Origin of the sequence: Algibacter lectus (assembly GCF_900112395.1) — a bacterium.
Taxonomy (GTDB): domain Bacteria; phylum Bacteroidota; class Bacteroidia; order Flavobacteriales; family Flavobacteriaceae; genus Algibacter; species Algibacter lectus.
The window spans coordinates 125,444-148,947 of the sequence record NZ_FOLN01000010.1 but is presented as its reverse complement, the minus strand read 5'-3'; the positions used below and the strand labels follow the sequence as shown (position 1 = coordinate 148,947).

The window sequence follows — 23,504 nt, the reverse complement described above, 5'->3', positions numbered from 1 at the left end:
TAAATGTAACTATTAAAAACAGCAAGAAACTTCTTGATGTTTAAACCCATACACAAATGAATAGAGATCTATCTTTAGAACATATAATTCGTAAATCATCTTTAACAGAAAATGCTCCATTATTAATTCTATTACATGGATATGGCAGTGATGAAAACGATTTGTTTTCGTTTGCAAATGAATTACCAAAAGAACTTTTTATTATTTCAGTAAAAGCACCTTACCCAATGCAACCGCATGGAAATGCTTGGTATGCTATTAATTTTGATGCTGAAAAAGGAAAATGGAGTGATAATGAACAAGCTATTTTATCTCGAAATTTAATTGCTAAATTTATAGATGAAGCTATTGAAACCTACCCAGTAAATAAAGATAGTGTGTCACTTTTAGGCTTTAGCCAAGGTTGTATTTTAAGTTATGCTGTAGCCTTAACTTATCCTGAAAAAATAAAAAACATTGTGGCTTTAAGTGGCTATGTAAATCCAGATATTTTCTCGAAACCTATTCAAAAAGAAGATTATGCGCATTTAGATTTCTACTGCTCTCACGGTAGTGTAGATCAGGTTATCCCTGTAGATTGGGCAAGACAAAACGCGCCTTATTTAAGTAAATTAAATATAAAACATAAATATTCTGAATTTCCTGTTGGGCACGGTGTTGCTCCGCAAAACTTCTACGAATTAAAAGAATGGTTATCTGCTCGTATTTAAAAAAGTTCCATAACTCTACTCTCTAAAAACAAAAAACACTTCACTTTGAAGTGTTTTTTTGTTTCCCTAAAACCGACAGTGTAATTGTTAATTTATTGCTTTGTTTTTAAGTAAAAACATAAATTATTGAAGCATATATAATAATGTTTGATTTGCTATAATTTGAAAGAAAAAAACAACTTTAAGAAGAAAAACTTTACACAATAAAAAGTACATTTGTACATCATGTAAAAAGAAAAAAGCAAACACTTAACTCCTTAACCTTAATTGTTATGAAATTTAAATCACGTTTCTTTTCATTGTTTAAAAGTACCATCTTTACACTTTTACTAACTTTTATAGCTATTACTTCTTGTGAAGATGATGATGACACATTAGAAGATTGTTTTAAGCCTAATTTCACTACAGAACACCCCTCTGGAACATCTTATGTGTTTTCTCCTGAATTTGAAATACTAAATGGAACCCAAATTAAAGAAGGTTATAATTTAAAGTTTTTTGTAGATGGCGAATATAAATATCAAGCCTTAGGTGCTGCTTGGGATGATGGTGAATTTAGAACAACTTTAGAGCCTGGAACCCATGAGGTTTGTTTTGAGTTAACCACAAACGACTGTACAGAAACACGAACTAGCTGTGAAACTATAGAAGTCGCCGATTGCTTTATTCCTGATTTTAATATCTCTTTATTTTCTGAAGGATACTACCAAATACAACCCAATTTTGATGTAATAGATGGCACTAGTATTAAAGCTGGTTATGATTTAAAATATTATTTAGATGGGGAATATAAAAATACAGCTTGGGGAGATGGTTTTGATCAAGGAAACTTTTTTATATCCCTAGATCCAGGAACATACGAGGTTTGTTATGGCCTAATTACCGATGCTTGCCCAGAAGAACAATTTAGTTGTAAAACTGTAACGGTACCTGAGTTATAAAGCATCAAGTAAAGGTTATAAGGTATTAGATTAAATCTGTTTTCTAAGTTTAAATAATTTAAAAACACCCTCACTAAATATAATTTTTAGTGAGGGTGTTTCATTTTTAACTTCATGTAAAACTAAATAGAATAGGCATAAATCATCAATTCCCGAATAAATATATCATAAAAAAACCTGTCAGTTTATATAAACTGACAGGTTTTTAAATTTTATTTATGTTGAAATGTTAGCTATTTACAACTAATCTAAATCCTTCACCATGTATATTAAGTATTTCTACTTTTGGATCTAATTTTAAATACTTACGAAGCTTTGCAATGTAAACATCCATACTTCTTGACGTGAAATAATTATCGTCTCTCCATATTTTGGTCAGTGCTAATTCACGAGGCATTAAATCATTTTCATGTAGTGCTAATAAACGTAACAACTCATTTTCTTTTGGCGATAATTTTACAGGCTCTGCACCATTAAAGCTTAAAAAACGAAGTTTAGAATTTAAATCGAAGCCACCAATTTTAAATTCAAATTGCTTACTATCAGAAACTGTTTCCGTTGCTTTTCTTTGAATAATAGCTTTTATCTTCATTAGTAACACCTCACTATCAAACGGCTTGTTTAAATAATCGTCTGCTCCTACTTTATAACCTTTAAGTACATCTTCTTTCATGGTTTTAGCCGTTAGGAAAACAATAGGCACATCAGTGTTTTTTTCACGTATTTCTTTAGCTAAAGTAAAGCCATCTTTATACGGCATCATAACGTCTAAAATACATAAATCGAAATCATCCTTTTTGAATTTTTCAAAACCTTCCATACCATTTTTGGCATGCGTTACGTCATAATCATTCATCATTAAATAATCCTTAAGTACGGTTCCAAAATTTGGATCATCTTCTACTAATAAAATTCTTTTTTTATGCTCTTCCATAATTTACGATATTAACGGAAGCCTTACTGTAAAAGTACTTCCTTTGTCTTTTTCACTTTCTACTGTTATATAACCTTGATGGTCATCTACTATGCGTTTCACGTATGCTAAACCAAGTCCATGGCCTTTAACATTATGTATATTTCCAGTATGTTCTCTGTAAAATTTTTCGAACACACGTTTTACGGCAGCTTTACTCATTCCGCTACCTTGGTCTTTAATTTTCAATATAATATTAGTCCCAACATTTTCTGTATACACATCAATTTTTGGGGCTTCTGGCGAATATTTAATAGCATTATCCAAAATATTTACCACCACATTTGTAAAGTGCGTTTCATTTGCTAAAACCGATGTGCTTTCTGCATCCAAGTGCGTATGTATATAGCCTTGTCTGTCTTCCACAATCAATTCCACATGTGTAATAGCATCTTCTATTAACTCATGAAAATCAACACGTTCTTTACTAATATTTAGCTCATTTTTCTCTAATTTAGAAATACGTAACACATTTTCAACTTGGGCATGCATACGTTTATTCTCTTCTTTAATCATGTTTAGATAACGAATTACCTTTTCACGATCTCCAATAATTTTGGGATTCTTAATAGAATCCAGGGCTAAATTTATAGTCGCAATGGGCGTTTTAAACTCATGCGTCATATTATTGATAAAATCGGTTTTTATTTCCGAAATTTTACGTTGTTTCATTAACTGATAAAGCGCTCCTGTATACGCCATAATAATGATTAACGTAAATACGATAGACAGCAAAATCATGCCAATAATAGTCGATAAAATAAACTTACCATCTTCCGGAAAGTTTACCAATAATTTATACGGACTTCCCGTATTCATATTAGAAAAAATAGGCACAGAATAAGTTGAAGCCTTATCATAATCAAAGGAGTCACTCTGAATTTTTGTTGCCAAATCGTTACTATAAATGGCGAACTCGAAATTAATGTTAATCGAATCTTCTTTTAACTTTCGAGCTAGCATTTCTTCAATCGTTTCTCTCGAAACTCTTTGATGAATTGGTCGTCTTTGTGCAATATCCTTATAAAGGTCTTCAAATAAAATTTTATCGGTTGTAGACATCTTCTCTAAAACCAATAATTTATCATTAGAACTTATGTCTAAATCCGATTCCTTATTACTATACACTCTTGTTTGGCGTTCATTATAAATGCGTTTCACATTTATAGTATCTAAACCCATATCAAAAAGTGGTGAACTTAATTTATAATTTTCTTCTAAAATACCACTGCTGTAAACTACAATTTCTTTTGAATCGGAGTCTTCTTGAATAATATTTAAGTTTCTAATAGCAGCCGTATCTACCGATACACCTTGCAAAACCAAATTCTGAAGTTTGTAAACATACTCTGCCTCTTCCTTAGTTTCAATAGTGTTAGAAACATAGTAAAGTGCCGTTTTTACACTACTCCTAAAACGCTCTTTTTCGTTCTTTACAGAATTGTTAATATAGTAAGCTTGAATAGAAATTATCCCTATCAAAGATAAACTCATTAACAATATTAAAACGAAAATTATACGTTTGCTCATTATTCAAAATTAACATTTTAACATTTACTAAAATAGCTTTTAACCTTACATTAACAAAAATGTTAAAATTCTATGATTTCTGTATTTTTTTAAGAATCTGAGCGTGTACAGAAGCTACTTGTTTTTTAGTTTTTTCGAGGTCAATATTTTCGATAACAAAATGCGAAAGCTTTACTTTTTCGGCATCGCTCCATTGATTATCCATAATCGCTTTTACCTTTTCTTCTGAAGTATTATCACGTTCCAAAACACGCTCTATTTTAGTTGCTTCAGGAGCCGTTACCGCAATAATGTAATCGCAAAGTTTATCGCTTCCATTTTCAAATAAAATAGCAACTTCTTTTATAACATATTCTGACTTTTGTTTGGCTGTCCACTTTTCAAAATGCCTAGCTACTCTTGGGTGGATTATAGCATTCATTTGGTTTAGCATATTTTTATCGTTAAAAATTATACTGGCTATAAATGGCTTATTTAAACTGTTATCCAAATAAGCTTGTTCCCCAAACAACTCAATAAGTTTGCGTTTAATAATTTTAGACTTACTCATCAATTTTTTCGCTTCAACATCGGCAATATATACAGGCACATCTAATGCCTTAAACATTTTTGCTACCGTTGTTTTCCCACTACCAATACCACCTGTAAGCCCTACTACAATCATTTTGTTATAATAAATTCTATTAATTGCTGATTTATTCTTGCGTTTTTAACCTGTTCTGGCATTTTAACTAATTCTGGTGTTAACGTAGAGCCTTTTGTTACTTTGCTATAATCGCAAACCACTTTAAAATCCTTTACTGTAACGCTATTAAAGTTTTTTAAACTTACGTAATAAGATACGTTAATTTCCTTTGGAAAATATTTTATTCTTAAAGAATCTGGCGTATTTATAATATGAACAGGAATTTTTAATTTTCCTTCTGTAAACTTTTCAACTGTAGCCTTTAAAACAGATGTTTTACTCGAAAATTTTAAATCGGCCATATTAGGAAGGTCCAATTCTAAATTCTTAGTAATATCCGTTTTTACATCTATTAAAGTTACTGGCTTAGTTTCAATAAATTTTAATTTTGATACCAAAACATCTGGCCCTATTACAGTTACCGAATCGGGTTGTAATTTATAGTCTCCAGCAACATCATATCCTAACGAGAAACTAACATCCGATTTGAGTTTAACAGGTACTTTTTTCACCAAATTAACACCATACTTAAAGTAAAGTGTATCTGGTAAAATATTTAATAATTCCACATGACTTTCAAATTGCGTATTTGCTAAGTATTTAATCGATTTATGCCAAACATAAGCCGAATCTTTTCTATAAACATCTTTAGCAAAATCAATTTTAACCTTAGGTGTACTCATATAATAATTCAACCATTTAAAACCATGAGTTTTTAAGGTAATGGCCAAAAAATTAGTGCTATCATTCAAAATAACATGCTCTTGAGGCACATGCTCCATCTCAATATTAAACACGAGAGTATTAGTATATTCTTTAGATAGTTTATTAAAAATCAAGATAATAAAAGCCGACACCAGAAAGAGTAGAAAAATATTGATTTTTTTACTTTTTATAGAAGATAATAAATGAGACTTTAATTTTTTTATCATTTTGATTTAAAAAATAATTTAGGAAAGTGAGTTTCAGGATCCTTATTTAAAACGGATACAGCTATTGTTGATTTTAAAAACCCATAACCATAACCAAAAAATTGAATAATTATTGCCGGTATTGCCAAAATAGAAACCACGATATTTTTGGTAGAAATTAAAGCTAATAAAAAGGCAACTCCGAAATACAACGAATAAGCTATTAAGCCAAGATTAATATTAATAAGAAACAATAAAACAGCAAACACAAAGCCTAAGCAAAACAACGTAGGAAACCAATATGTTATTTTTTTAGTTGAAGGGTGCCAGCTATTTAAAATAGGCCTTACCATTCCAAATTTATTAACCTGTTTATAAAAATTACTCCAAGAAATGCGGCGTTTATGATACACAAAAGCTTCAGGAATTAAAGTAGTTTTAAAACCTAAATTCCATAAACGAATAGATAAATCGGGATCTTCACCAGGATGTATACGTCCAAAACCAGAAGAAGCAAGAAAAGCTACTTTTGATAACCCCATATTAAAACTTCGCGGCTGAAAGGTATCCACACTTTTTTTATTCCCTCTGATACCGCCTGTAGTGATAAAAGAAGTCATTGAAAAATTAATAGCTTTCTGTAAATTAGTAAACGATTGGTGTGCCGCATCTGGCCCTCCAAAACAATCCACATAATTAGCTTCTAACCCTTTTTCAACTTCAGATAAATATTGTTGTGGTAAAATACAATCAGAATCTAAAATAATAAAGTAATTCCCCTTAGCTCTTTGCATTCCATAGTTTCTAGAATCTCCTGGTCCTGAATTTTCTTTGAAATAATAAGAAATATCTAACTTATTTTTAAAAGCATCTACTATTGATTTTGATGATAAAGTAGAACCATCTTCAACGATAACAATTTCAAAATTTGTATCCGTTTTTAACCCCACAAAACTCTCTAAAAGTTCTTGGGTTTCGTCTGGTCGATTATAAACCGGAATTATGAATGAAAACTCTAACTGCATAACACAAAAGTAACAAAAAAGCCACCCTTTTACAGGTGGCTTTCATAATATATAATCTTTATTTTCTATTTTTCTTCTGCAGCAACAAATGCAGTCATAACTTCGTCACTAACACCCATATTACTAAAACCACCATCATGGAATAAGTTTTGTAGTGTTACACGCTTAGTTAAATCACTAAACATAGAAACAGTATAGTTTGCACAATCTAAAGCTGTAGCATTACCAAGTGGAGACATTTTATCGGCGTAAGCAATAAAACCATCAAAACCTTTTACACCACTACCTGCAGTAGTTGGTGTTGGCGATTGAGAAATAGTGTTTACACGTACTTTTTTATCTCTTCCGAAGAAATATCCAAAACTACGAGCTACACTCTCTAAATATGCTTTATTATCAGCCATATCGTTATAATCTGGAAACACACGTTGTGCAGCCATGTAAGTTAAAGCTACAATAGAACCCCACTCGTTCATAGCATCTGCTTTGTAAAGCGTTTGCATAACTTTATGAAAAGACATTGCAGAAACATCTGTTCCTTTTTGGGTCCATGCATAATTCTGATCGGTGTAATGCTTTCCTTTACGTACGTTAATAGACATTCCGATAGAGTGTAAAACAAAATCAATTTTACCTCCAAGAATTTCCATAGATTTCTCTACTAAATTCTGTAAATCTTCTTCCGAAGTCGCATCAGCAGGAATAATTTGAGAACCAGTTTTTTCAGCCAATTCATTAATCTGTCCCATTCTCATGGCAACTGGCGCGTTTGTTAAAACAAAAGTTCCGCCTTCTTCATGAACACGTTCTGCAGTTTTCCAAGCAATTGAATTTTCATCTAATGCTCCAAAAATAATTCCTCTTTTTCCTTTTAGTAAATTGTACATATTAATTGGTTTATTTCCCTAGTTCAACAAAACGTTTGTTCTGGTTTGTTTCGTTGTTATCTCCCTTTACAAGGCTATAATACGGGCCGTATTTTTAATTTATTGATTAATTTAACGCCGCAAAAATACTAAACTTTAAACTTTAAAACTTAAAAGCTTTAGTTTTTTTAATTCAGTAATTCCTTAGCATGTGCAATGGCTGACGACGACATTTCTATTCCACCCAACATTTGTGCAATTTCTACAATACGTTCGTCGTGATTTAGCTTTACTAAATTGGTTCGTGTAACATCGTCTACATCTTCCTTATAGACTTTAAAATGCGAATGTCCTTTAGCTGCAACTTGCGGTAAATGTGTAATAGAAAACACTTGCATGGTTTTACTCATGTCCTGCATAATATCTCCCATTTTGTTAGAAATCTCACCAGAAACTCCAGTATCAATTTCATCAAACATAATAGTTGGCAATTGTATATAATTTGATAAAACAGACTTAATAGCAAGCATAATTCGTGATAACTCACCACCAGATGCTGCTTTTTTCAGTTCGTTAAATTGACCTCCTTTATTTGCAGAAAACAAAAACGTTAGCTCGTCTTGGCCATTTGCAAAAAAGGCATCTTTTAATGTCGCTTCAATTTTAAACTGAGCATTTGGCATCCCTAAGCTCGCTAAAATAGTTTCTAATTCCTTTTTTAACTGCGGAATTACAGCAACACGTGTTTTATTTATTTCTTTTGAAATCTTATTAATTTGCTTGGTTTTAGTTAAGATTTCATTTTCTTTTTTCTGAATATTTTCATCTAAACTCTCTGTTGCGGAAACCTTTTCTTCTAATGCATTTTTAATTTGAATAAGCTCTGCAACATCTTCCGCAACGTGCTTTTGCATTAAATTATGAATGGCTTTAAGTTTTGAATCTACAACTTCTAACCTAGCCGGATCGGCATCTAATTCCTCTTGCAAAGTATCTACCTCACTGAAAACATCGTCCATTTCAATAAGACTACTGTTAACGCGGTTAAATAAATCTTCGTACTTAGAGGATATACCTGACAACTTCTGAAATACATTCTTCAAATTCGTTAAACTTCCTAAAACTCCAATTTCTTCTTCTGAAAGTAATTGATGTGCTTCCGATAGTTTTTCCTGTATGCCTTCAATATTATTTAAAGTCTCATACTCCTCCTCTAGCGTTTCCATTTCACCATCAACTAAATTAGCTTCTACCAATTCACTTAATAAAAAGGAGTTGTAATCGTGCTCTTTAATGGCTTCCGCCTGAAAGGTTAAAAGTTCTTTTAAATCCTTCTGAAGTTTTTTATAGCTTTTTAATTCAACCTTATAATCTTGTAAAATAGCATCGTTATTAGCTAAAGCATCTATTATTTGAAACTGAAAACCATTATCGGTTAACTGCATGGTTTGATGCTGAGAATGAATATCGATTAACCGTTCGCCCAAAACCTGTAAACCTTTTAAATTCACCGGAGAATCGTTTACAAAAGCTCGTGATTTACCTGAAGGCAAAATTTCTCGACGGATAATAGTTTGCTCTTCATAATCGAAATCTTCCGCTTCAAATAAGCCTTTCAATTTATAGTTTGAAACATTAAAAACAGCTTCAATGATGCATTTTTTTGAAGTATCTTTTAAATTACTTAAATCGGCACGTTTTCCTAAAATTAAAGATAAACCACCAAGAAGAATAGATTTTCCAGCTCCAGTTTCACCTGTAATTATAGAAAAACCATCGTTAAAATTAACCTGTAAATAATCGATTAATGCGTAATTTTTTATAGAAAGCGATGTTAGCATTTTTTGTAGTCTTTTATGTTAGACTTAATGATTAGTTGTTAGTATAAAAGTGTTATTCTAAAACTTAATGTTACTCCATTTAGAACTGTGCATAGGCGCAATACGTTGCAGTGTTTCTTTCAAACTTGCAATATTTACATTTGGTCCGTCACTAAAAATTTGTTCTAACTCGTCGGCTTTTGCGTCAAAAAACGTTCGTAATAAAAAAGAATTAGGTCTACGGCTATTCATATCTTTAAATGTAGAAAGTGCCGATGCAATCTCTTGTTTACCTTTTTTATTATTTTCTGCCATAACATCCATACCTTCTCTATGGTATGTATACATAACCTCGCGAAACTCCTTAAACGTAGGCGACATTATGTTATCGATAAGTGCAAAACGACTTTGTAAACCATCTTCTAACTTCCAGCCTGCAGAATTGCTTTGCTGAGAATAATTTGTAATAATTTGTGCTTGCTTAAAATAAGGATCTCCACCTTTTTCGGCAAACGAATCGGCATCTAAACCGAGAACCATATATACATGAAACCCTAACACAGAAACTAAATTAGATTCGTATTGCGTTGGGTTAAATATTAGATTTTGAAATTCTAAATATCTAAAATTAAAATCCTTATCGTTAAAATTATAAATTGGAGAGCTATATGATGAGCCGTAAGTTGGTCGAGAAGATTGTACTTGTAACGTTGCACTAAAAGACTCTCCGCTATACTCAACAATATTAATAAACATACTACAATCTACGCGCTCTTGTGGTGCAAACTTCTGGTTAGTCCATTTTGTTTTATTGACAAACTCGGTAAGTTGTTTTTCTAGAGTTTTAAAAATAGGAAAGTTTTCGTTTCCGGTTTGTTGCGCATTAACAATCACTTTACAGTTTAGTTCTTGCGAAATACCCGTGAAACTTAATACTAACAATAAAACAACTAATATGTTACGCATGTATATTTTCAATAATTTTGTTTAACAAATCTATCGCCACATCGGCTTTTGATTTTAGGCTATTTTCGGTAATATTACCAGCATCATCAATAAAAGTAACTTTATTGGTGTCGCCTTTAAAACCAGCGCCTTTATCATTTAACGAATTTAAAACAATTAAATTTAAATTCTTTCTTTTTAATTTTCCTTTTGCATTTTCGAGCTCGTTGTTAGTTTCTAAAGCAAAACCAACTAAGTATTGACTTGTTTTAATATCGCCTAACGAAGCTAAAATATCTTTAGTACGCCCTAACTCTAACGTTAACGTATCACTTTTCTTTTTTATTTTCTGATTAGAAACTTCTTTTGGAGTAAAATCGGCAACTGCTGCAGAAAGCACTGCAACATCAACAGTATTGAAATGCTCATGAACCGCATTATACATATCAGCAGCACTAACAACCGGCACTACGTTTATTAAAGAATGTGATACTTTTTGATGTGTTGGTCCTGAAATTAAAACCACTTCTGCTCCAAGGTTAGCAGATGCTTTTGCTATTTCAAAACCCATTTTTCCACTAGAATGATTACCAATAAAACGCACAGGATCTATGGCTTCGTAAGTTGGTCCAGCAGTAATTAATATTTTTTTTCCACGTAGCGGTAATTTACCTAAGATATCTTGTTCAATAAAAGACACAATATCTTCCGGCTCTGCCATCCGGCCCCCGCCTACTAAACCACTCGCTAATTCTCCGCTTCCAGCAGGAATCATAATATTCCCAAAACTCTGAAGCTTTTCAAAAGATTCTAATGATGCGGGATGCTTATACATATCTAAATCCATGGCTGGTGCAAAATATACTGGGCATTTGGCTGATAAATATGTAGCTAGAAGTAAGTTATCGCTAGCACCGTTCATCATTTTAGATAAGGTATTTGCTGTGGCTGGTGCAACAATAAAAACATCGGCCCAAAGTCCTAAATCTACATGATTATTCCAAATAGCATTATCATCTTCTTCATTTGTAAAAGTAGAATGTACCGGGTTTTTAGAAAGTGTAGATAAGGTTAACGGTGTAACAAACTCTTTAGCCGCAGGCGTCATTACGACTTTTATGTTTGCTCCAGATTTAACAAATAACCTAACTAATGAAGCCGTTTTATAAGCTGCAATACCTCCCGTAACTCCTAACAGTACATTTTTACCGTTTAAAATACTCATAAAATAGATGCTTCAATTTTAATATTTACCTAATAACCTAAGAAACTCCAAGCCTATTATTATAATTGGTTTGGAGTTTAAATATTGTAAAGAAATTTAAGAATTTACTCTTGAGTATCTTCTTCTGTATTTCTAAAATAAATTTTATCTGTTAACCATTCTTGAACAGCTAATGAATGAGGTTTTGGTAATTTTTCGTAAAATTTAGACACCTCAATTTGCTCCTTATTTTCAAAGATCTCTTCAAGACTATCGTTATAAGTAGCAAATTCTTCTAACTTATCGATTAATTCTTTTTTAATCTCCGTATTAATTTGCTCTGCACGTCTTGATATGATTGAAATTGACTCGTAGATGTTCTCTGTTGGCTCATCTATTTGATTTCTATCATACGTAATCGTATTAACGGGAGCATTGGTTTTCTTTAAATCCATTTTGGTCTTGTTATTTAACTTTTTGTGCTATAATTTTCTAAAGCGCCATTTAATTCTACTGCCATATCATCTGCTTGCGAAATGAACTCAGAGTTTACATAAGCCTTTTTAAAGCTTTCGTAAAATTCTTTAGCCTGATTTAAACGTGCTTCTTTTTTTCGTTCTACACTATTCATTGCTAATTTATAGGCAGAATCTAATCTGTAAAACAAAGCTTTTTCTCTTAAAGAAGATCCTGGGAAATCGAAAATAAAATTATTGAATGATTTTATTGACGCCTCATAATCTGAGATTAAGTTATACTGCTTTGCTATACTATATGCTTTATTCTCTAATTTAAAATCTAACTCTTGTACCAAAGTATTTGCATCGGCAACATATTTAGATTCTGGAAACACATTAATAAATGTTTGCAATTTCTCAATAGCTTCAACCGTTTGCTTTTGATCTTTAGTATAAGCTGGTGAAAGCATTGAATAACTTTTTGCACTTAAAAAAGAAGCTTCTTCTTGCTTTTCACTATTTGGATAACTTGATGCAAAACGCTCGAACTGATATCCTGCTACATAATAATCTCCCATTTCATAGAAAGAATTAGAATATAAATACATCAATTTTTCTGCTTGAGGTTTCCCTCTATAATTAGGTACAATTTGAGCAAATAACCTATTGGCTTTAGCAAACTTACCTTCGTTATATAATTCTTCACCCATTTTAAATTTAGTGGCAATATCTTCAGATTTTAAAACCTTTTGATACTCGCTACAACTACTTAAAACAGTGAATACTAATAAAATGTAAAAAAACTTTTTCATAAATATAAAAGAGGATGCAAAATTAGGTTAATAATATGGATATTAAAAATATTATTTTCAATCCAAACTTTTGCTAAAATAGAGGCTTAAACCCAGTAATCATAAGGTTTAAGTTATATTTAACACTGAGAAAATATTTAATAAGCTTCTACAAAATCTTTAATTTTTTGCTTTAAGGCATCTGTTGCGGGCACTAAAGGCAACCTCACAGTATCTTCACATAAGCCTAAAGCTTGAAAAACAGCTTTAATTCCAGATGGGTTATTCTCCTCAAATATATAATCGATAACATTCATTAATTTAAAATGAAGTTTGTAAGCTGCTTTATTATCTCCTTTTAATCCTAAACGAATCATTTCAGAAAAATCTTTAGGAAATGCTTGCCCTATTACAGAGATAACTCCTGCTCCACCGGCTAAAACAATAGATAATGCTAAATCATCATCCCCAGAAATCACTAAAAAGTCTTCTGGTTTATTCTTTAGTAATTGTAAATATTGAGCCACGTTATTTCCTGCTTCTTTTACAGCAATAACATTTTTAAAATCGTTTGCCAACCTTAGCGTTGTACTAACATCCATATTTTTAGATGTTCTTCCTGGCACATTATATAATATAATATCTACAGGCGAAGCTTCTGATATGGCTTTAAAATGTTGATAAATCCCTTCTTGAGTTGGCTTGCTATAATAAGGTGTAACAGATAAAATGGCATCGATAACACTTAAATCTGTTGCTTTAATTTCTTCAATAACCTGCATAGTATTATTACCTCCAATGCCTAAAACTAAAGGTACACGACCATTATTAGCTTTAGCAATAGTGGCAACAATAGCTTTCTTTTCGTCTTTAGTAATTGTTACACTCTCGGCAGTTGTACCGCTAATTACCAAATACTCTGTGCCATTATCAATATTGAAGTTTACAATATTGGTTAATGCTTCATGATTTACTGTTAAATCATCATTAAAAGGCGTTACCAATGCCACTCCAGTTCCAAGAAACTTACTATTCATTCTAAATTTTATTTAATATTTTTAAGTATTTAAAAGTTTCGGTTTTAAATAAATCGAACTCTTTTAAGTTTGTTTTTATAATTAAATCGTTAACCCGCTCGTCACTTTGCAATATTCCAATCTTAAATTTCGCCTTAGATTTTGCAGTAATTAGCTTCAATTCTAAAATATCGGTATCATAATAGCTAACTAAAACATCAAATTTAGTATTTAAAAACCCTTCTAATTCTGGGTTTTTAATTGCACCTCTCCAACCAAAATCTTTAGGATTATAACAATTATCCCAAGTCTTTAAATCTTCTTTCTTACTCTGAGAAAAGGCTATGATTTTCAATTTATTAGACTTTACTTTCAGGGTATTGGCCAACGAATTGAACATCTCAAAATCGTCAATTTCATCTAAATTTAGAATCACCCCTAAACTCTCAACATCACTATCGGTAACCTCCAATTGGCGTTCCAATAATAATTTGTTCAAGTATTTTTTATTAGATTTTTCTTTAAAACCCTTTAAAATCATTTACCTTTATCCTTTGCGCAAAGGTAGCAAAAGTACATTCAAAAAATTAGTTTAATATATGAGGATTACATATTTATTTATTTTGTTAAATATTTTTGTTTTTTCAGGGTGTAAAGATCAAAAATTACATCTCACAAAAATTGAAGGTAAGCAAATTACCATTACAGATTCTTTAGGCGGAAATAGTGAGATTGAAGCTTATATAAAACCTTTTAAAGACAGAATTGAAAAAGATCTTGATAGCGTTTTAGCCTATTCTGCAGATACCTACACTAAAAAAGATGGCGAATACAATACTGCTATTGGTAATTTTATGGCCGATGCCGTTTATAGCGAATCTAACCCTATTTTTAAAAGTAGAACAGGAAAAGATATTGATATGGTTTTACTAAATCATGGTGGTATTCGCTCTATTTTATCTAAAGGAAATGTTTCAAAACGAACCGCTTTTGGCTTAATGCCTTTTGAAAACAGCATTGTTGTTGTGGCGCTAAAAGGCGAACAAGTAGATAGTATAATGCTTTACTTATCTCGAGGAAAACGAGCACATCCGGTTTCTGGAATTAAATTAACATTAGACAAAGATTCTAATATTCTTGAAGCTAAAGTAAATGGTAAAAACATAGAAAAAGATAAAACTTACTATGTTGCAACAAACGATTATCTATACAGTGGAGGCGATAACATGACCTTCTTTAAAACAAACGATAGTCTATATGTTTTAGATTATAAAATAAGAAATGCGCTAATTGATAAGTTTATGAAACTGGACACCATTAACCCGGTTATAGACGATAGATTCACTCAAATTAAATAATATGAAACGTAGAGACTTTATACAACAAGCCACCGCTGGAACTGCATTAGTTACGCTTGGCAGCATGGGACTTCAATCGTTCACTACGCTTGATAAAACATCTAAAATAACAATTTTACATACTAACGATGTACATAGCCACATTGATGCTTTTGGACCTGAAGATGGTCGAAATGCAAACAAGGGTGGTGTTGCACGTAGAGCAAATTTAGTAGATGCTATAAGGAAGGAAAACCCTAACACTTTACTATTAGATGCTGGTGACATTTTTCAAGGCACACCATATTTTAATTATTACGGTGGAGAATTGGAATTTAAACTAATGAGTAAATTAAAATATGATGCCGCAACTATTGGTAATCATGATTTTGATAATAGTATCGATGGTTTATATGCACAATTACCGCATGCTGAGTTTCCTTTTATTACAGCAAACTACGATTTCTCTAACACTATAATGGATACACATACCAAACCTTATAAAACATTTATAAAAGATGGTATTAAAATAGGCGTTTTTGGTTTAGGCATAGAGCTAACTGGCTTGGTAGACAAAAGCATGTTTAAGGAAACAAAGTATTTAGATCCCGTTGAAACAAGCCAAGAAATGACGCGTATTTTAAAAGAAGATGAACACTGCGATTTAATTATCTGTTTATCTCACTTAGGGTATCATTATAAAAACAACCCAGATAAAATAGACGATTTAAAACTTGCTGGAGCAACAAAAGATATCGATTTAATTATTGGTGGCCACACGCATACATTTTTAAAGAAGCCAACTGTTGTAAAAAATATAGATGGTAAAAACACACTTGTTAACCAAGTAGGCTGCTATGGTATTAATCTAGGTAAAATAGATTTCTATTTCGATTCCGATAAAAACAAATCGGCTAACGGAACTTCGATTATTGTCTAATGCTATACTTATCCATGAACTGAAATTAAGAATACCTTTAAAAAGAGTATCACATGTTTAGACATCAAGGCAAAAGCAGAACTTTAAAACATAACCTGCAAATTGCCACTGTTTTGTCTTTAGCTGCTGGAATAATAAATGTTACCGGATTTTTATCATTTAAGCAATTAACCACAAATGTAACAGGGCATTTTGCGCTCTTTATATACGATCTTGCTAATTTTGAATTTTGGAAAGGCACCATCTATTTTCTATATATTTTTTCCTTTCTTCTTGGTTCTTTTGCTTCAAGCTTTTTAATTGAAAAATATAGGGTTAATAAAAAACTCAACGTTTTTGTTATACCTACTTTAATAGAAAGCTTAATTTTAATTTCTATTGCGGTAACAAGCAACTTTATAGAAATAGCTTATCCTAATTTTATAGTCTGTGCAATGCTTTTTGCAATGGGCCTACAAAACTCATTTGTTACTAAAATTTCAAACGCAGTAGTAAGAACAACACACCTCACAGGGCTTTTTACAGATTTAGGTATAGATTTGTCCCATTTATTATTCCCAGAATCTCATCCTGACCGAGCCAAGTTAAAAGAGAATATTAAGTTACGTATATATATAATTTCTTCTTTCTTTATAGGAGGTTTGATAGGCGGATTTTTTTATTCTGAAGTTCATTTAAAATTAAATACCCTAATACTTGCGGCATTAATTTTGCTATCAAGTTTATTTTACGACGACTTTAGATATCAACTCATAAAAACAAAAAGAAAGTACAACCAACGAAAAAACCCTAATTAAGGTTTAAGGTGTGGATAATATTTATCTTCTCTTGGGCTAACATTCGATAATTGAGATTGCTCGTAGAAAAAGTAAAAAGCTCCTAAAACTAATGTTGTAGCCAAAAAGTTTAATAAGCTACTTTGAGAAATATAAATATTAGCAACATCTATTACTTCGGAAAAAACAAGGCATAACACTCCAAAAAACAAGAAAAGTGATTTTTCATTATCGCGGTAAAAATAATTTAGCAGCGATAAAGACAAAACTAATAGAATGATAATATTGTAAGTATTCTCTAAAAAATAGATACTATTTGTTCGAAGGTTAGGCTGCTCGATAGCATATAATACATAAATTAAGTAGACATCTAGCACTATTAAAACAAACAAATGAACCTTCAAGTTTTTAAACACATATTTAAAATTTATAGACTGACACATTTTAAAAAACAGCATAAAATAAGCCAAAACATATAAGCTATTCCCCAGATAATAGGCATATTGATAGTAACTAGAATTTACATCTGGGTAGGCAATTTTATCAAAAATAGCCAACAAATCCGATGCAGCAAAAATCACAAAAAACAGCAAAAACAACTTGTTTTTTGGTTTAACCGAAACCACATAGCGAGCAACCACTAGTGGCACAATAAGTGATTCGAAGTAAAATGCTAAGTCTGGATTTCCGTTAAACTCGAAAACAACATAAAAAACATAAACAGCTGCAATTAATATTATAAAGATTTTTGACTTGTACATATTTGCTTCTAAAACCGAAACAAATATAAACAAATAGCTTAATTTGATAGAACTAAAATGCTTTTAATCGATTATTTTTATTCAAAACCTATCTTTTGCAAGAATTCAGCCTCACTAATCAATTCTACGTTTAACTTCTCTGCTTTCTCTTTTTTACTAGGCCCCATTTTATCTCCAGCAACTATAAAACTTGTTTTAGATGAGATAGAACTACTAACTTTCCCTCCATTATCCTCAATAAGCTTCTTCAATTCATTTCTAGAAACAGTTTCAAAAACTCCAGTAACAACTATAGATTGTCCGGTAAGTAAACTCGTTTTACCAACCAATTCTTCTGCCGACATTTCTAACTGAACACCAAAAGATTTTAATCGGTTTATAATATTATTATTTTCTTCGGAAGCAAAAAACAAACAAACGCTCTCTGCTATTTTAATTCCTATTTCATCAACACTAACAAGAGCTTCTTGTGATGCTTCTCGAACCGCATCAATACTTTTATAATGCCTCGCTAACTTTTTAGCCACCGTTTCACCAACATAGCGAATACCTAAAGCAAAAAGAACACGCTCGAAAGGTATGTTTTTAGATTGTTCTACGCCTTGAATCAATTTTTCGGCACTTTTATCTGCCATACGTTCCAGCGGAATAACTTGCTCCTTAGTCAATTCATATAAATCGGAATAATTAGTAATTAAACCTTCATTAACTAAAAGCGCAACCGTTTCTCCTCCCAAACCATCAATATCCATCGCTTTACGCGAAATATAATGCTGAATTCTTCCAATAATTTGAGGATTACATCCATTATAATTCGGGCAATAATGCTGTGCCTCGCCAACTTTACGCTCTAAAGGTGTATCACATTCCGGACAATTCGTTATATATACGGTAGACGCAGAATTTGCTGGCCTTTCAGCCAAATCCACCCCTAATATTTTAGGAATAATCTCTCCACCTTTTTCAACATAAACCATATCACCAACACGAATATCAAGCTTCTCTATTTGATCTGCATTATGTAAAGACGCACGCTTAACCGTTGTTCCTGCTAATTCTACAGGCTCTAAATTTGCCACAGGTGTAATGGCTCCCGTTCTACCAACTTGGTAAGATATACTGTTTAATCGTGTAGAAACTTGCTCGGCTTTAAATTTATAAGCCATAGCCCAACGTGGTGCTTTGGATGTAAAACCAAGTTCTTCTTGTTGCTGCAAACTATTCACTTTTACAACAACACCATCAGTTTCAAAAGGAAGATCATGACGATGTATATCCCAATAATTTATAAATTCTAAAACTTCGTCTATAGAATTCGCTAATTTAGCAACTTCCGGTACTTTAAAACCCCATTGACGTGCTTTTTCTAAACTCTCAAACTGATTAGAAACACCTAGATTTCCACCTGTTAAATTATACAACAAACACTCCAAAGGGCGCTTAGCAACTTCTGCACTATCTTGCAACTTCAAACTTCCTGACGCTGTATTTCTCGGATTTCTATAAGGCTCTTCCCCTATTTCAATCCGGTCTTCGTTCATTTTATTAAACCCTTCAAAAGGCAATACAATTTCTCCTCGAATATCAAATATTGGAGGAAAATCACCTTTCAATTTTAAAGGTACAGACTTTATAGTTTTTACATTAGCCGTAACATTATCCCCCTGAAAACCATCACCACGAGTTACCGCTTTTTCCAATACACCATTAACATAAGTTAAACTAATAGATGCACCATCATATTTTAACTCACAAGTGTATTGAACATCACCATCTATCATTTTTTTAATTCGCGCTTCCCAATCGAGCAAATCTTCTTTAGAATACGAATTATCTAATGAATACATACGCTGCGCATGCTTAATGGTCTCAAAATTTTTAGTAACGGCACCACCTACACGTTGCGTTGGCGAATTAGCATCTGTAAACTCAGGATGTTTAGCTTCTAATTCTTGAAGTTCTTTTAATTTTATATCGAAATCGTAATCGGAAATAGTCGCATTATCCAACACATAATAATTATGGTTGTGCATACGTAATTCGTCACTTAATTCCTGAATTTGCTTTTTAATGTTGCTCATTGATGTGGGTATACTTTGCTTGAATTTATGTTCTATTGAAATGATTCAGCACTTTTTATTTTACGCTTCAAATTTAGGAAATACTATCTGAATAGAAAACTACTGAAAATCATCAATTTCTTATTTCTTTAAATGAAAATAGAATTATTTATTGATATAATTATAATGTTTCTTGTTCCGTAAAAACACCATTAATCATTCTATCTTTTCTAAACATATCCTGTTTTAAATGGATGTCTTTAAAATGATTTCCTTTTAATAATTGAATCATCTCGTTTCCTAAATATTCATTTATTTCAAAAAACAGAAGCCCGTTTCCCTTTAAATTATGGCTTGCAAATTCGGTAATAGCTTTGTAGAATTCCAACGGATTTTCATCATCAACAAAAAGTGCCAAATGCGGTTCGTTTTCCAACACGTTAGTTTGCATTAACTTTTTCTCTAAATGACGCACGTAAGGCGGATTAGAAACAATGATATCAAATTTAGCATCTTCTAATAATTGCTCACCTTCAACCGATAATATATCTTGATTGATAAAAGTAATAGCTACCTGGTTCAACTCGGCATTTTCTCTAGCAACCTTTAAAGCTTCACCACTAACATCTAATGCAAAAACCTTTGCATTTGGTAAGTTTTTGGCAATAGAAATAGCGATACAACCACTGCCAGTACCTATATCTAAAATATTTATGCTTTTATTTTCTTCTACCGATTTTAACACCCAACTTACCAACTCTTCAGTTTCAGGCCTTGGAATTAAAGTGTTATCGTTTACTTTAAACGTTAATCCGTAAAACTCGGTTTCACCTAAAATATATTGAATAGGTATTTGTTGCTCTAACAACATTAATGCTTCTAAAATAAGCGCCTCGTTTTCGACCTCTAAATCACGATCCATTGCTAATTGTAAACGTGTTACTTTATAATAGGTTTCAATTAAAATATAAAAGAAACTATCGACTTCTTCTAATTGAAAAAATGGCTCTAACTTGTCGTGAAATATTTTCTGAATGTCTTTTAACTTCATTTTTTCAATAATTAGAAATACTTAGTGCATTTACTCTTGTTAATTTTGATTCAAACTAAAAAACTATAAATCTTTTAGCATCCAAACACCACAAGAAAAGTGCCCAGTATCACCCAAAGCCCTGTCTAGATGTTTAAATCCATGAGTTTCATAAATATGAATAGCCGCTTTTAATTGTGTAGACGATTCAATATAACATTGTTTATATCCCAAAGATTTAGCAGCTTCTAAACATTTAGAAAACAAAAGTTTTCCGTACCCTTTACCTCTAATTTTAGATGAAAAATACATTTTCTGAATTTCACAAACCGTAGTTTCAAAACCGCTTAAAGGCTTTAAACCACCGCCTCCTAAAATTTCACCATCTACTTCAATAACAAAATAAACATCATTTGTATTTTGGTAAGCCTGAAAAATTTGTTTGGTTTCTAGATCGGTGTAAGCCGTACCTTCTAAAGGAATATTAAACTCATGAAAACACGCCCTGATAACTTGCTCGATTCCTGCGTTGTCATTAGGCCCAATTTCTCGAATAACTATATTATCTTTGTTCACTATAAAACTTTGCTTTTTGTCTGGTGAAGATACAGTAAATCCGAAAAAAACGTAATGAAGAAACTCATAATTTTATCAACACTACTCATCTCTTTTCTAAGTTGTACTGTAACCGAAAAACCGACTTTTATAGGCGTACAAAACATTAAAATCTTAGAGTCAACATCTAAAAACGTAACGTTTACAGCCGATGCCCTGTTTTTAAACCCTAACGATATTGGAGGCGAATTGCAAACCGATGCCATTAAAATATTTGTTAACGATAATGAAATGGGACATATATCGGCAGAACATTTTGATGTTCCGGCAAAAAAAGAATTTACAATTCCGTTAAAAGCTCAAATTCCAACAGACAGTATTTTTAGCAATAAAAACCTAAGTGGATTATTAGGAAGCTTATTTAGCAAAAAGGTTAAAATTCAATACACAGGAGAAATCAATTATAAAACCTTTGGTTTTTCGCATAGTTATGCTGTTAACGAAACCCAAAACGTTAAAATAAAATTTTAATATTGAATACACACGAAACCTACATAACACGCTGTTTAGAAATTGCCAAAAACGGACTAGGAAGCACACGCCCAAACCCAATGGTTGGTAGTGTAATTGTTTGCAATAACAAAATTATTGGCGAAGGATATACAAGTACATACGGTGGAAATCACGCCGAAGTAAACGCCATGAATTCTGTAAACGATAAAACGCTTTTAAAACAAGCCACCATATATGTTACACTAGAACCTTGCGCACATTATGGAAAAACACCTCCTTGTAGCGACTTAATTATTAAACACCAAATACCCAATGTAGTAATTGGTTGTGTAGACGATTTTGAAAAAGTAGCAGGCTTAGGTATAAAACGACTAAAAGCAGCTGGATGCAACGTAGTTGTTGGTATTTTAGAAAAAAAATGTCGAGCGCACCACAAACGCTTTTTTACATTTCATAATAAAAAAAGACCTTATATTATTTTGAAATGGGCAGAAACTAGCGATGGTTTTATTGCTCCAATAAGTAAAGATGAACAAAAACCAGTTTGGATTACCAACACCTACTCTAGGCAATTGGTGCACAAATGGCGCGCAGAAGAACAAGCCATTTTAGTGGGCACACAAACAGCACTAGCGGATAATCCATCTTTAACAACTCGAGATTTTACAGGAAAAAACCCTATTAGAATTGTTTTAGACAAAACAGAAAGACTCCCTGATAATTTAACTATTTTTAATGATGCCGCTCAAACTATCAGGATTACCGAAAAAAACATCAATAAAAACTCCGAAACCATAGATTGGGAGTCAAAAACCGACATAGCAAAACAGATAAGCATTATACTTTATAATAATAACATAAATTCTGTAATTATTGAAGGTGGCGCACAAACATTACAAACATTTATAGACGAAAATCTTTGGGACGAAGCTCGAGTTTTTACTGGACAGACAACATTTAAAACTGGTGTTAAAGCACCACATATTTCAGGACAATTAGTTCATGAAGAATACATACTTACAGATCTTTTAAAAATATATAAAAATGATTAGAACATTAATTTTCGATTTCGGAAACGTATTTATAAACCTTGATATCGATGGCGCTGCTAAATATGCTTTTGAAACCTTAGAAATTGATTCTTTTTCTGAGGAAATTACGGCGTTTAATAGTTTTTACGAACAAGGCTTAATTTCAACAGAAGAATTTTTAAGTTTTTATAAAGAAAACTTCCCTAAACTTTCGGAAGAAGATTTGATTTACACATGGAATTACATGCTAAAACACTTCCCTAAAGAAAGATTAGAGTTTATAAAAAACCTTAAAGCATCTGGAGAATATAAACTTATTTTGTTGAGTAACACCAACGAACTCCATATAGATTCTATTAAAGAAAGTCTTTCTTTCTACGATGAATTTAAAAACTGTTTCGATGCTTTTTACTTATCTCACGAAATAAATTTAAGAAAACCTAATGCCGATATTTTTGAATTTGTTTTAAACGAAAATAAATTAAATGCTGATGAGTGCTTGTTTATTGATGATAATCAAGATAACATTGAAACTGCAAAAGGATTAAAGTTTGCTACTTGGCACATAAATCCAGAAACCGAAGACGTTTGCACTTTATTTGAAACCAAAAGCGACTTATTTTAAT

25 protein-coding genes are annotated in these 23,504 nt (G+C 31.8%); 8 read left to right on the top strand and 17 right to left on the bottom strand.

Translation table 11 applies throughout. From position 1 onward, the window contains the following. The first annotated feature begins 56 nt into the window (after window positions 1-56). Both BM246_RS16130 and BM246_RS16125 read left to right on the top strand, forming a co-directional pair. Window positions 57-710, top strand: coding sequence for an alpha/beta hydrolase (locus BM246_RS16130; RefSeq protein WP_074939290.1), 654 nt, complete (start codon window positions 57-59; stop codon window positions 708-710). Between the two features lie 272 nt (window positions 711-982). Then, window positions 983-1,651, top strand: a complete 669-nt coding sequence (locus BM246_RS16125; RefSeq protein WP_139221909.1) for a hypothetical protein — start codon at window positions 983-985, stop codon at window positions 1,649-1,651. A 229-nt stretch (window positions 1,652-1,880) separates the two neighbouring features. Here the strand turns inward: BM246_RS16125 and BM246_RS16120 are convergent, their stop codons facing one another. From BM246_RS16120 to BM246_RS16060, 13 genes are all read right to left on the bottom strand, one after another. Next, window positions 1,881-2,585 carry a response regulator transcription factor gene (locus BM246_RS16120; RefSeq protein ID WP_042502810.1) on the bottom strand — a complete coding sequence of 235 codons (705 nt, stop codon included), beginning with the start codon at window positions 2,583-2,585 and terminating at the stop codon, window positions 1,881-1,883. 3 nt (window positions 2,586-2,588) lie between these two features. Then, window positions 2,589-4,118: a sensor histidine kinase gene (locus BM246_RS16115; protein ID WP_083415833.1), complete on the bottom strand. Its 1,530-nt coding sequence runs from the start codon at window positions 4,116-4,118 to the stop codon at window positions 2,589-2,591. Window positions 4,119-4,224: 106 nt separating this feature from the next. Then, entirely contained in the window at window positions 4,225-4,818 is a 594-nt protein-coding gene (coaE, locus tag BM246_RS16110) for a dephospho-CoA kinase (RefSeq protein ID WP_042502814.1), read from the bottom strand. After that, window positions 4,815-5,771: a CdaR family protein gene (locus BM246_RS16105; RefSeq protein ID WP_227805916.1), complete on the bottom strand. Its 957-nt coding sequence runs from the start codon at window positions 5,769-5,771 to the stop codon at window positions 4,815-4,817. Before BM246_RS16105 ends, coaE begins: the two co-directional genes overlap by 4 nt. Then, window positions 5,768-6,775, bottom strand: coding sequence for a glycosyltransferase family 2 protein (locus tag BM246_RS16100; protein ID WP_074939284.1), 1,008 nt, complete (start codon window positions 6,773-6,775; stop codon window positions 5,768-5,770). Before BM246_RS16100 ends, BM246_RS16105 begins: the two co-directional genes overlap by 4 nt. A gap of 65 nt (window positions 6,776-6,840) precedes the next feature. Next, the gene (locus tag BM246_RS16095; protein WP_074939282.1) at window positions 6,841-7,662 is read right to left on the bottom strand and encodes an enoyl-ACP reductase FabI; all 822 of its coding nucleotides are present in this window, start codon (window positions 7,660-7,662) and stop codon (window positions 6,841-6,843) included. A gap of 167 nt (window positions 7,663-7,829) precedes the next feature. Beyond that, window positions 7,830-9,482: a DNA repair protein RecN gene (gene recN, locus BM246_RS16090; RefSeq protein WP_074939280.1), complete on the bottom strand. Its 1,653-nt coding sequence runs from the start codon at window positions 9,480-9,482 to the stop codon at window positions 7,830-7,832. A 57-nt stretch (window positions 9,483-9,539) separates the two neighbouring features. Further along, entirely contained in the window at window positions 9,540-10,427 is an 888-nt protein-coding gene (porD, locus tag BM246_RS16085; RefSeq protein WP_042502820.1) for a type IX secretion system protein PorD, read from the bottom strand. After that, window positions 10,420-11,631, bottom strand: coding sequence for a bifunctional phosphopantothenoylcysteine decarboxylase/phosphopantothenate--cysteine ligase CoaBC (gene coaBC, locus BM246_RS16080; protein ID WP_074939278.1), 1,212 nt, complete (start codon window positions 11,629-11,631; stop codon window positions 10,420-10,422). The genes porD and coaBC overlap by 8 nt, the downstream gene beginning before the upstream one ends. A gap of 104 nt (window positions 11,632-11,735) precedes the next feature. Continuing rightward, window positions 11,736-12,065 (bottom strand): DNA-directed RNA polymerase subunit omega, encoded by a 330-nt coding sequence (locus BM246_RS16075; RefSeq protein ID WP_042498299.1) that lies wholly within the window; start codon window positions 12,063-12,065, stop codon window positions 11,736-11,738. A gap of 14 nt (window positions 12,066-12,079) precedes the next feature. Then, on the bottom strand, window positions 12,080-12,880 hold the full coding sequence (locus BM246_RS16070) for an outer membrane protein assembly factor BamD (protein WP_074939276.1): 801 nt from the start codon (window positions 12,878-12,880) through the stop codon (window positions 12,080-12,082). A gap of 137 nt (window positions 12,881-13,017) precedes the next feature. Continuing rightward, a complete protein-coding gene (gene dapA / locus BM246_RS16065) occupies window positions 13,018-13,896 on the bottom strand; it encodes a 4-hydroxy-tetrahydrodipicolinate synthase (RefSeq protein WP_074939274.1) in 879 nt (292 codons plus the stop codon). Between the two features lies 1 nt (window position 13,897). Next, window positions 13,898-14,416 carry a DUF6913 domain-containing protein gene (locus tag BM246_RS16060; protein ID WP_042498293.1) on the bottom strand — a complete coding sequence of 173 codons (519 nt, stop codon included), beginning with the start codon at window positions 14,414-14,416 and terminating at the stop codon, window positions 13,898-13,900. A gap of 58 nt (window positions 14,417-14,474) precedes the next feature. Between BM246_RS16060 and BM246_RS16055 the strand changes: the two genes are divergently transcribed. Genes BM246_RS16055 through BM246_RS16045 form a run of 3 tightly spaced genes read left to right on the top strand, consistent with a single transcriptional unit; the run spans window position 14,475 to window position 16,949 of the window. Next, window positions 14,475-15,233, top strand: coding sequence for a 5'-nucleotidase C-terminal domain-containing protein (locus tag BM246_RS16055; RefSeq protein WP_042502822.1), 759 nt, complete (start codon window positions 14,475-14,477; stop codon window positions 15,231-15,233). Between the two features lies 1 nt (window position 15,234). After that, window positions 15,235-16,152: a bifunctional metallophosphatase/5'-nucleotidase gene (locus BM246_RS16050; RefSeq protein ID WP_074939272.1), complete on the top strand. Its 918-nt coding sequence runs from the start codon at window positions 15,235-15,237 to the stop codon at window positions 16,150-16,152. Between the two features lie 53 nt (window positions 16,153-16,205). Further along, window positions 16,206-16,949 carry a YoaK family protein gene (locus BM246_RS16045; protein WP_074939270.1) on the top strand — a complete coding sequence of 248 codons (744 nt, stop codon included), beginning with the start codon at window positions 16,206-16,208 and terminating at the stop codon, window positions 16,947-16,949. Here the strand turns inward: BM246_RS16045 and BM246_RS16040 are convergent. The 4 genes from BM246_RS16040 to BM246_RS16025 all read right to left on the bottom strand — a co-directional run bounded on the left by BM246_RS16040 (window position 16,946) and on the right by BM246_RS16025 (window position 21,355). Continuing rightward, on the bottom strand, window positions 16,946-17,689 hold the full coding sequence (locus BM246_RS16040; protein ID WP_139221908.1) for a hypothetical protein: 744 nt from the start codon (window positions 17,687-17,689) through the stop codon (window positions 16,946-16,948). The genes BM246_RS16045 and BM246_RS16040 overlap by 4 nt on opposite strands. 77 nt (window positions 17,690-17,766) lie before the next feature. Further along, window positions 17,767-19,770 (bottom strand): NAD-dependent DNA ligase LigA, encoded by a 2,004-nt coding sequence (ligA, locus tag BM246_RS16035; protein ID WP_042502831.1) that lies wholly within the window; start codon window positions 19,768-19,770, stop codon window positions 17,767-17,769. A 160-nt stretch (window positions 19,771-19,930) separates the two neighbouring features. Next, window positions 19,931-20,800 carry a peptide chain release factor N(5)-glutamine methyltransferase gene (prmC, locus tag BM246_RS16030; RefSeq protein WP_074939265.1) on the bottom strand — a complete coding sequence of 290 codons (870 nt, stop codon included), beginning with the start codon at window positions 20,798-20,800 and terminating at the stop codon, window positions 19,931-19,933. A 63-nt stretch (window positions 20,801-20,863) separates the two neighbouring features. After that, the gene (locus BM246_RS16025) at window positions 20,864-21,355 is read right to left on the bottom strand and encodes a GNAT family N-acetyltransferase (RefSeq protein ID WP_074939263.1); all 492 of its coding nucleotides are present in this window, start codon (window positions 21,353-21,355) and stop codon (window positions 20,864-20,866) included. A 54-nt stretch (window positions 21,356-21,409) separates the two neighbouring features. Between BM246_RS16025 and BM246_RS16020 the strand changes: the two genes are divergently transcribed. From BM246_RS16020 to BM246_RS16010, 3 genes are read left to right on the top strand one after another with little or no spacing between them, the layout of a single operon-like run. Next, window positions 21,410-21,865 carry an LEA type 2 family protein gene (locus tag BM246_RS16020; RefSeq protein ID WP_074939261.1) on the top strand — a complete coding sequence of 152 codons (456 nt, stop codon included), beginning with the start codon at window positions 21,410-21,412 and terminating at the stop codon, window positions 21,863-21,865. A 2-nt stretch (window positions 21,866-21,867) separates the two neighbouring features. After that, window positions 21,868-22,899 carry a bifunctional diaminohydroxyphosphoribosylaminopyrimidine deaminase/5-amino-6-(5-phosphoribosylamino)uracil reductase RibD gene (gene ribD, locus BM246_RS16015; RefSeq protein ID WP_074939259.1) on the top strand — a complete coding sequence of 344 codons (1,032 nt, stop codon included), beginning with the start codon at window positions 21,868-21,870 and terminating at the stop codon, window positions 22,897-22,899. Continuing rightward, on the top strand, window positions 22,892-23,503 hold the full coding sequence (locus tag BM246_RS16010; protein ID WP_042498269.1) for an HAD family hydrolase: 612 nt from the start codon (window positions 22,892-22,894) through the stop codon (window positions 23,501-23,503). Before ribD ends, BM246_RS16010 begins: the two co-directional genes overlap by 8 nt. Window position 23,504: the final 1 nt, after the last annotated feature.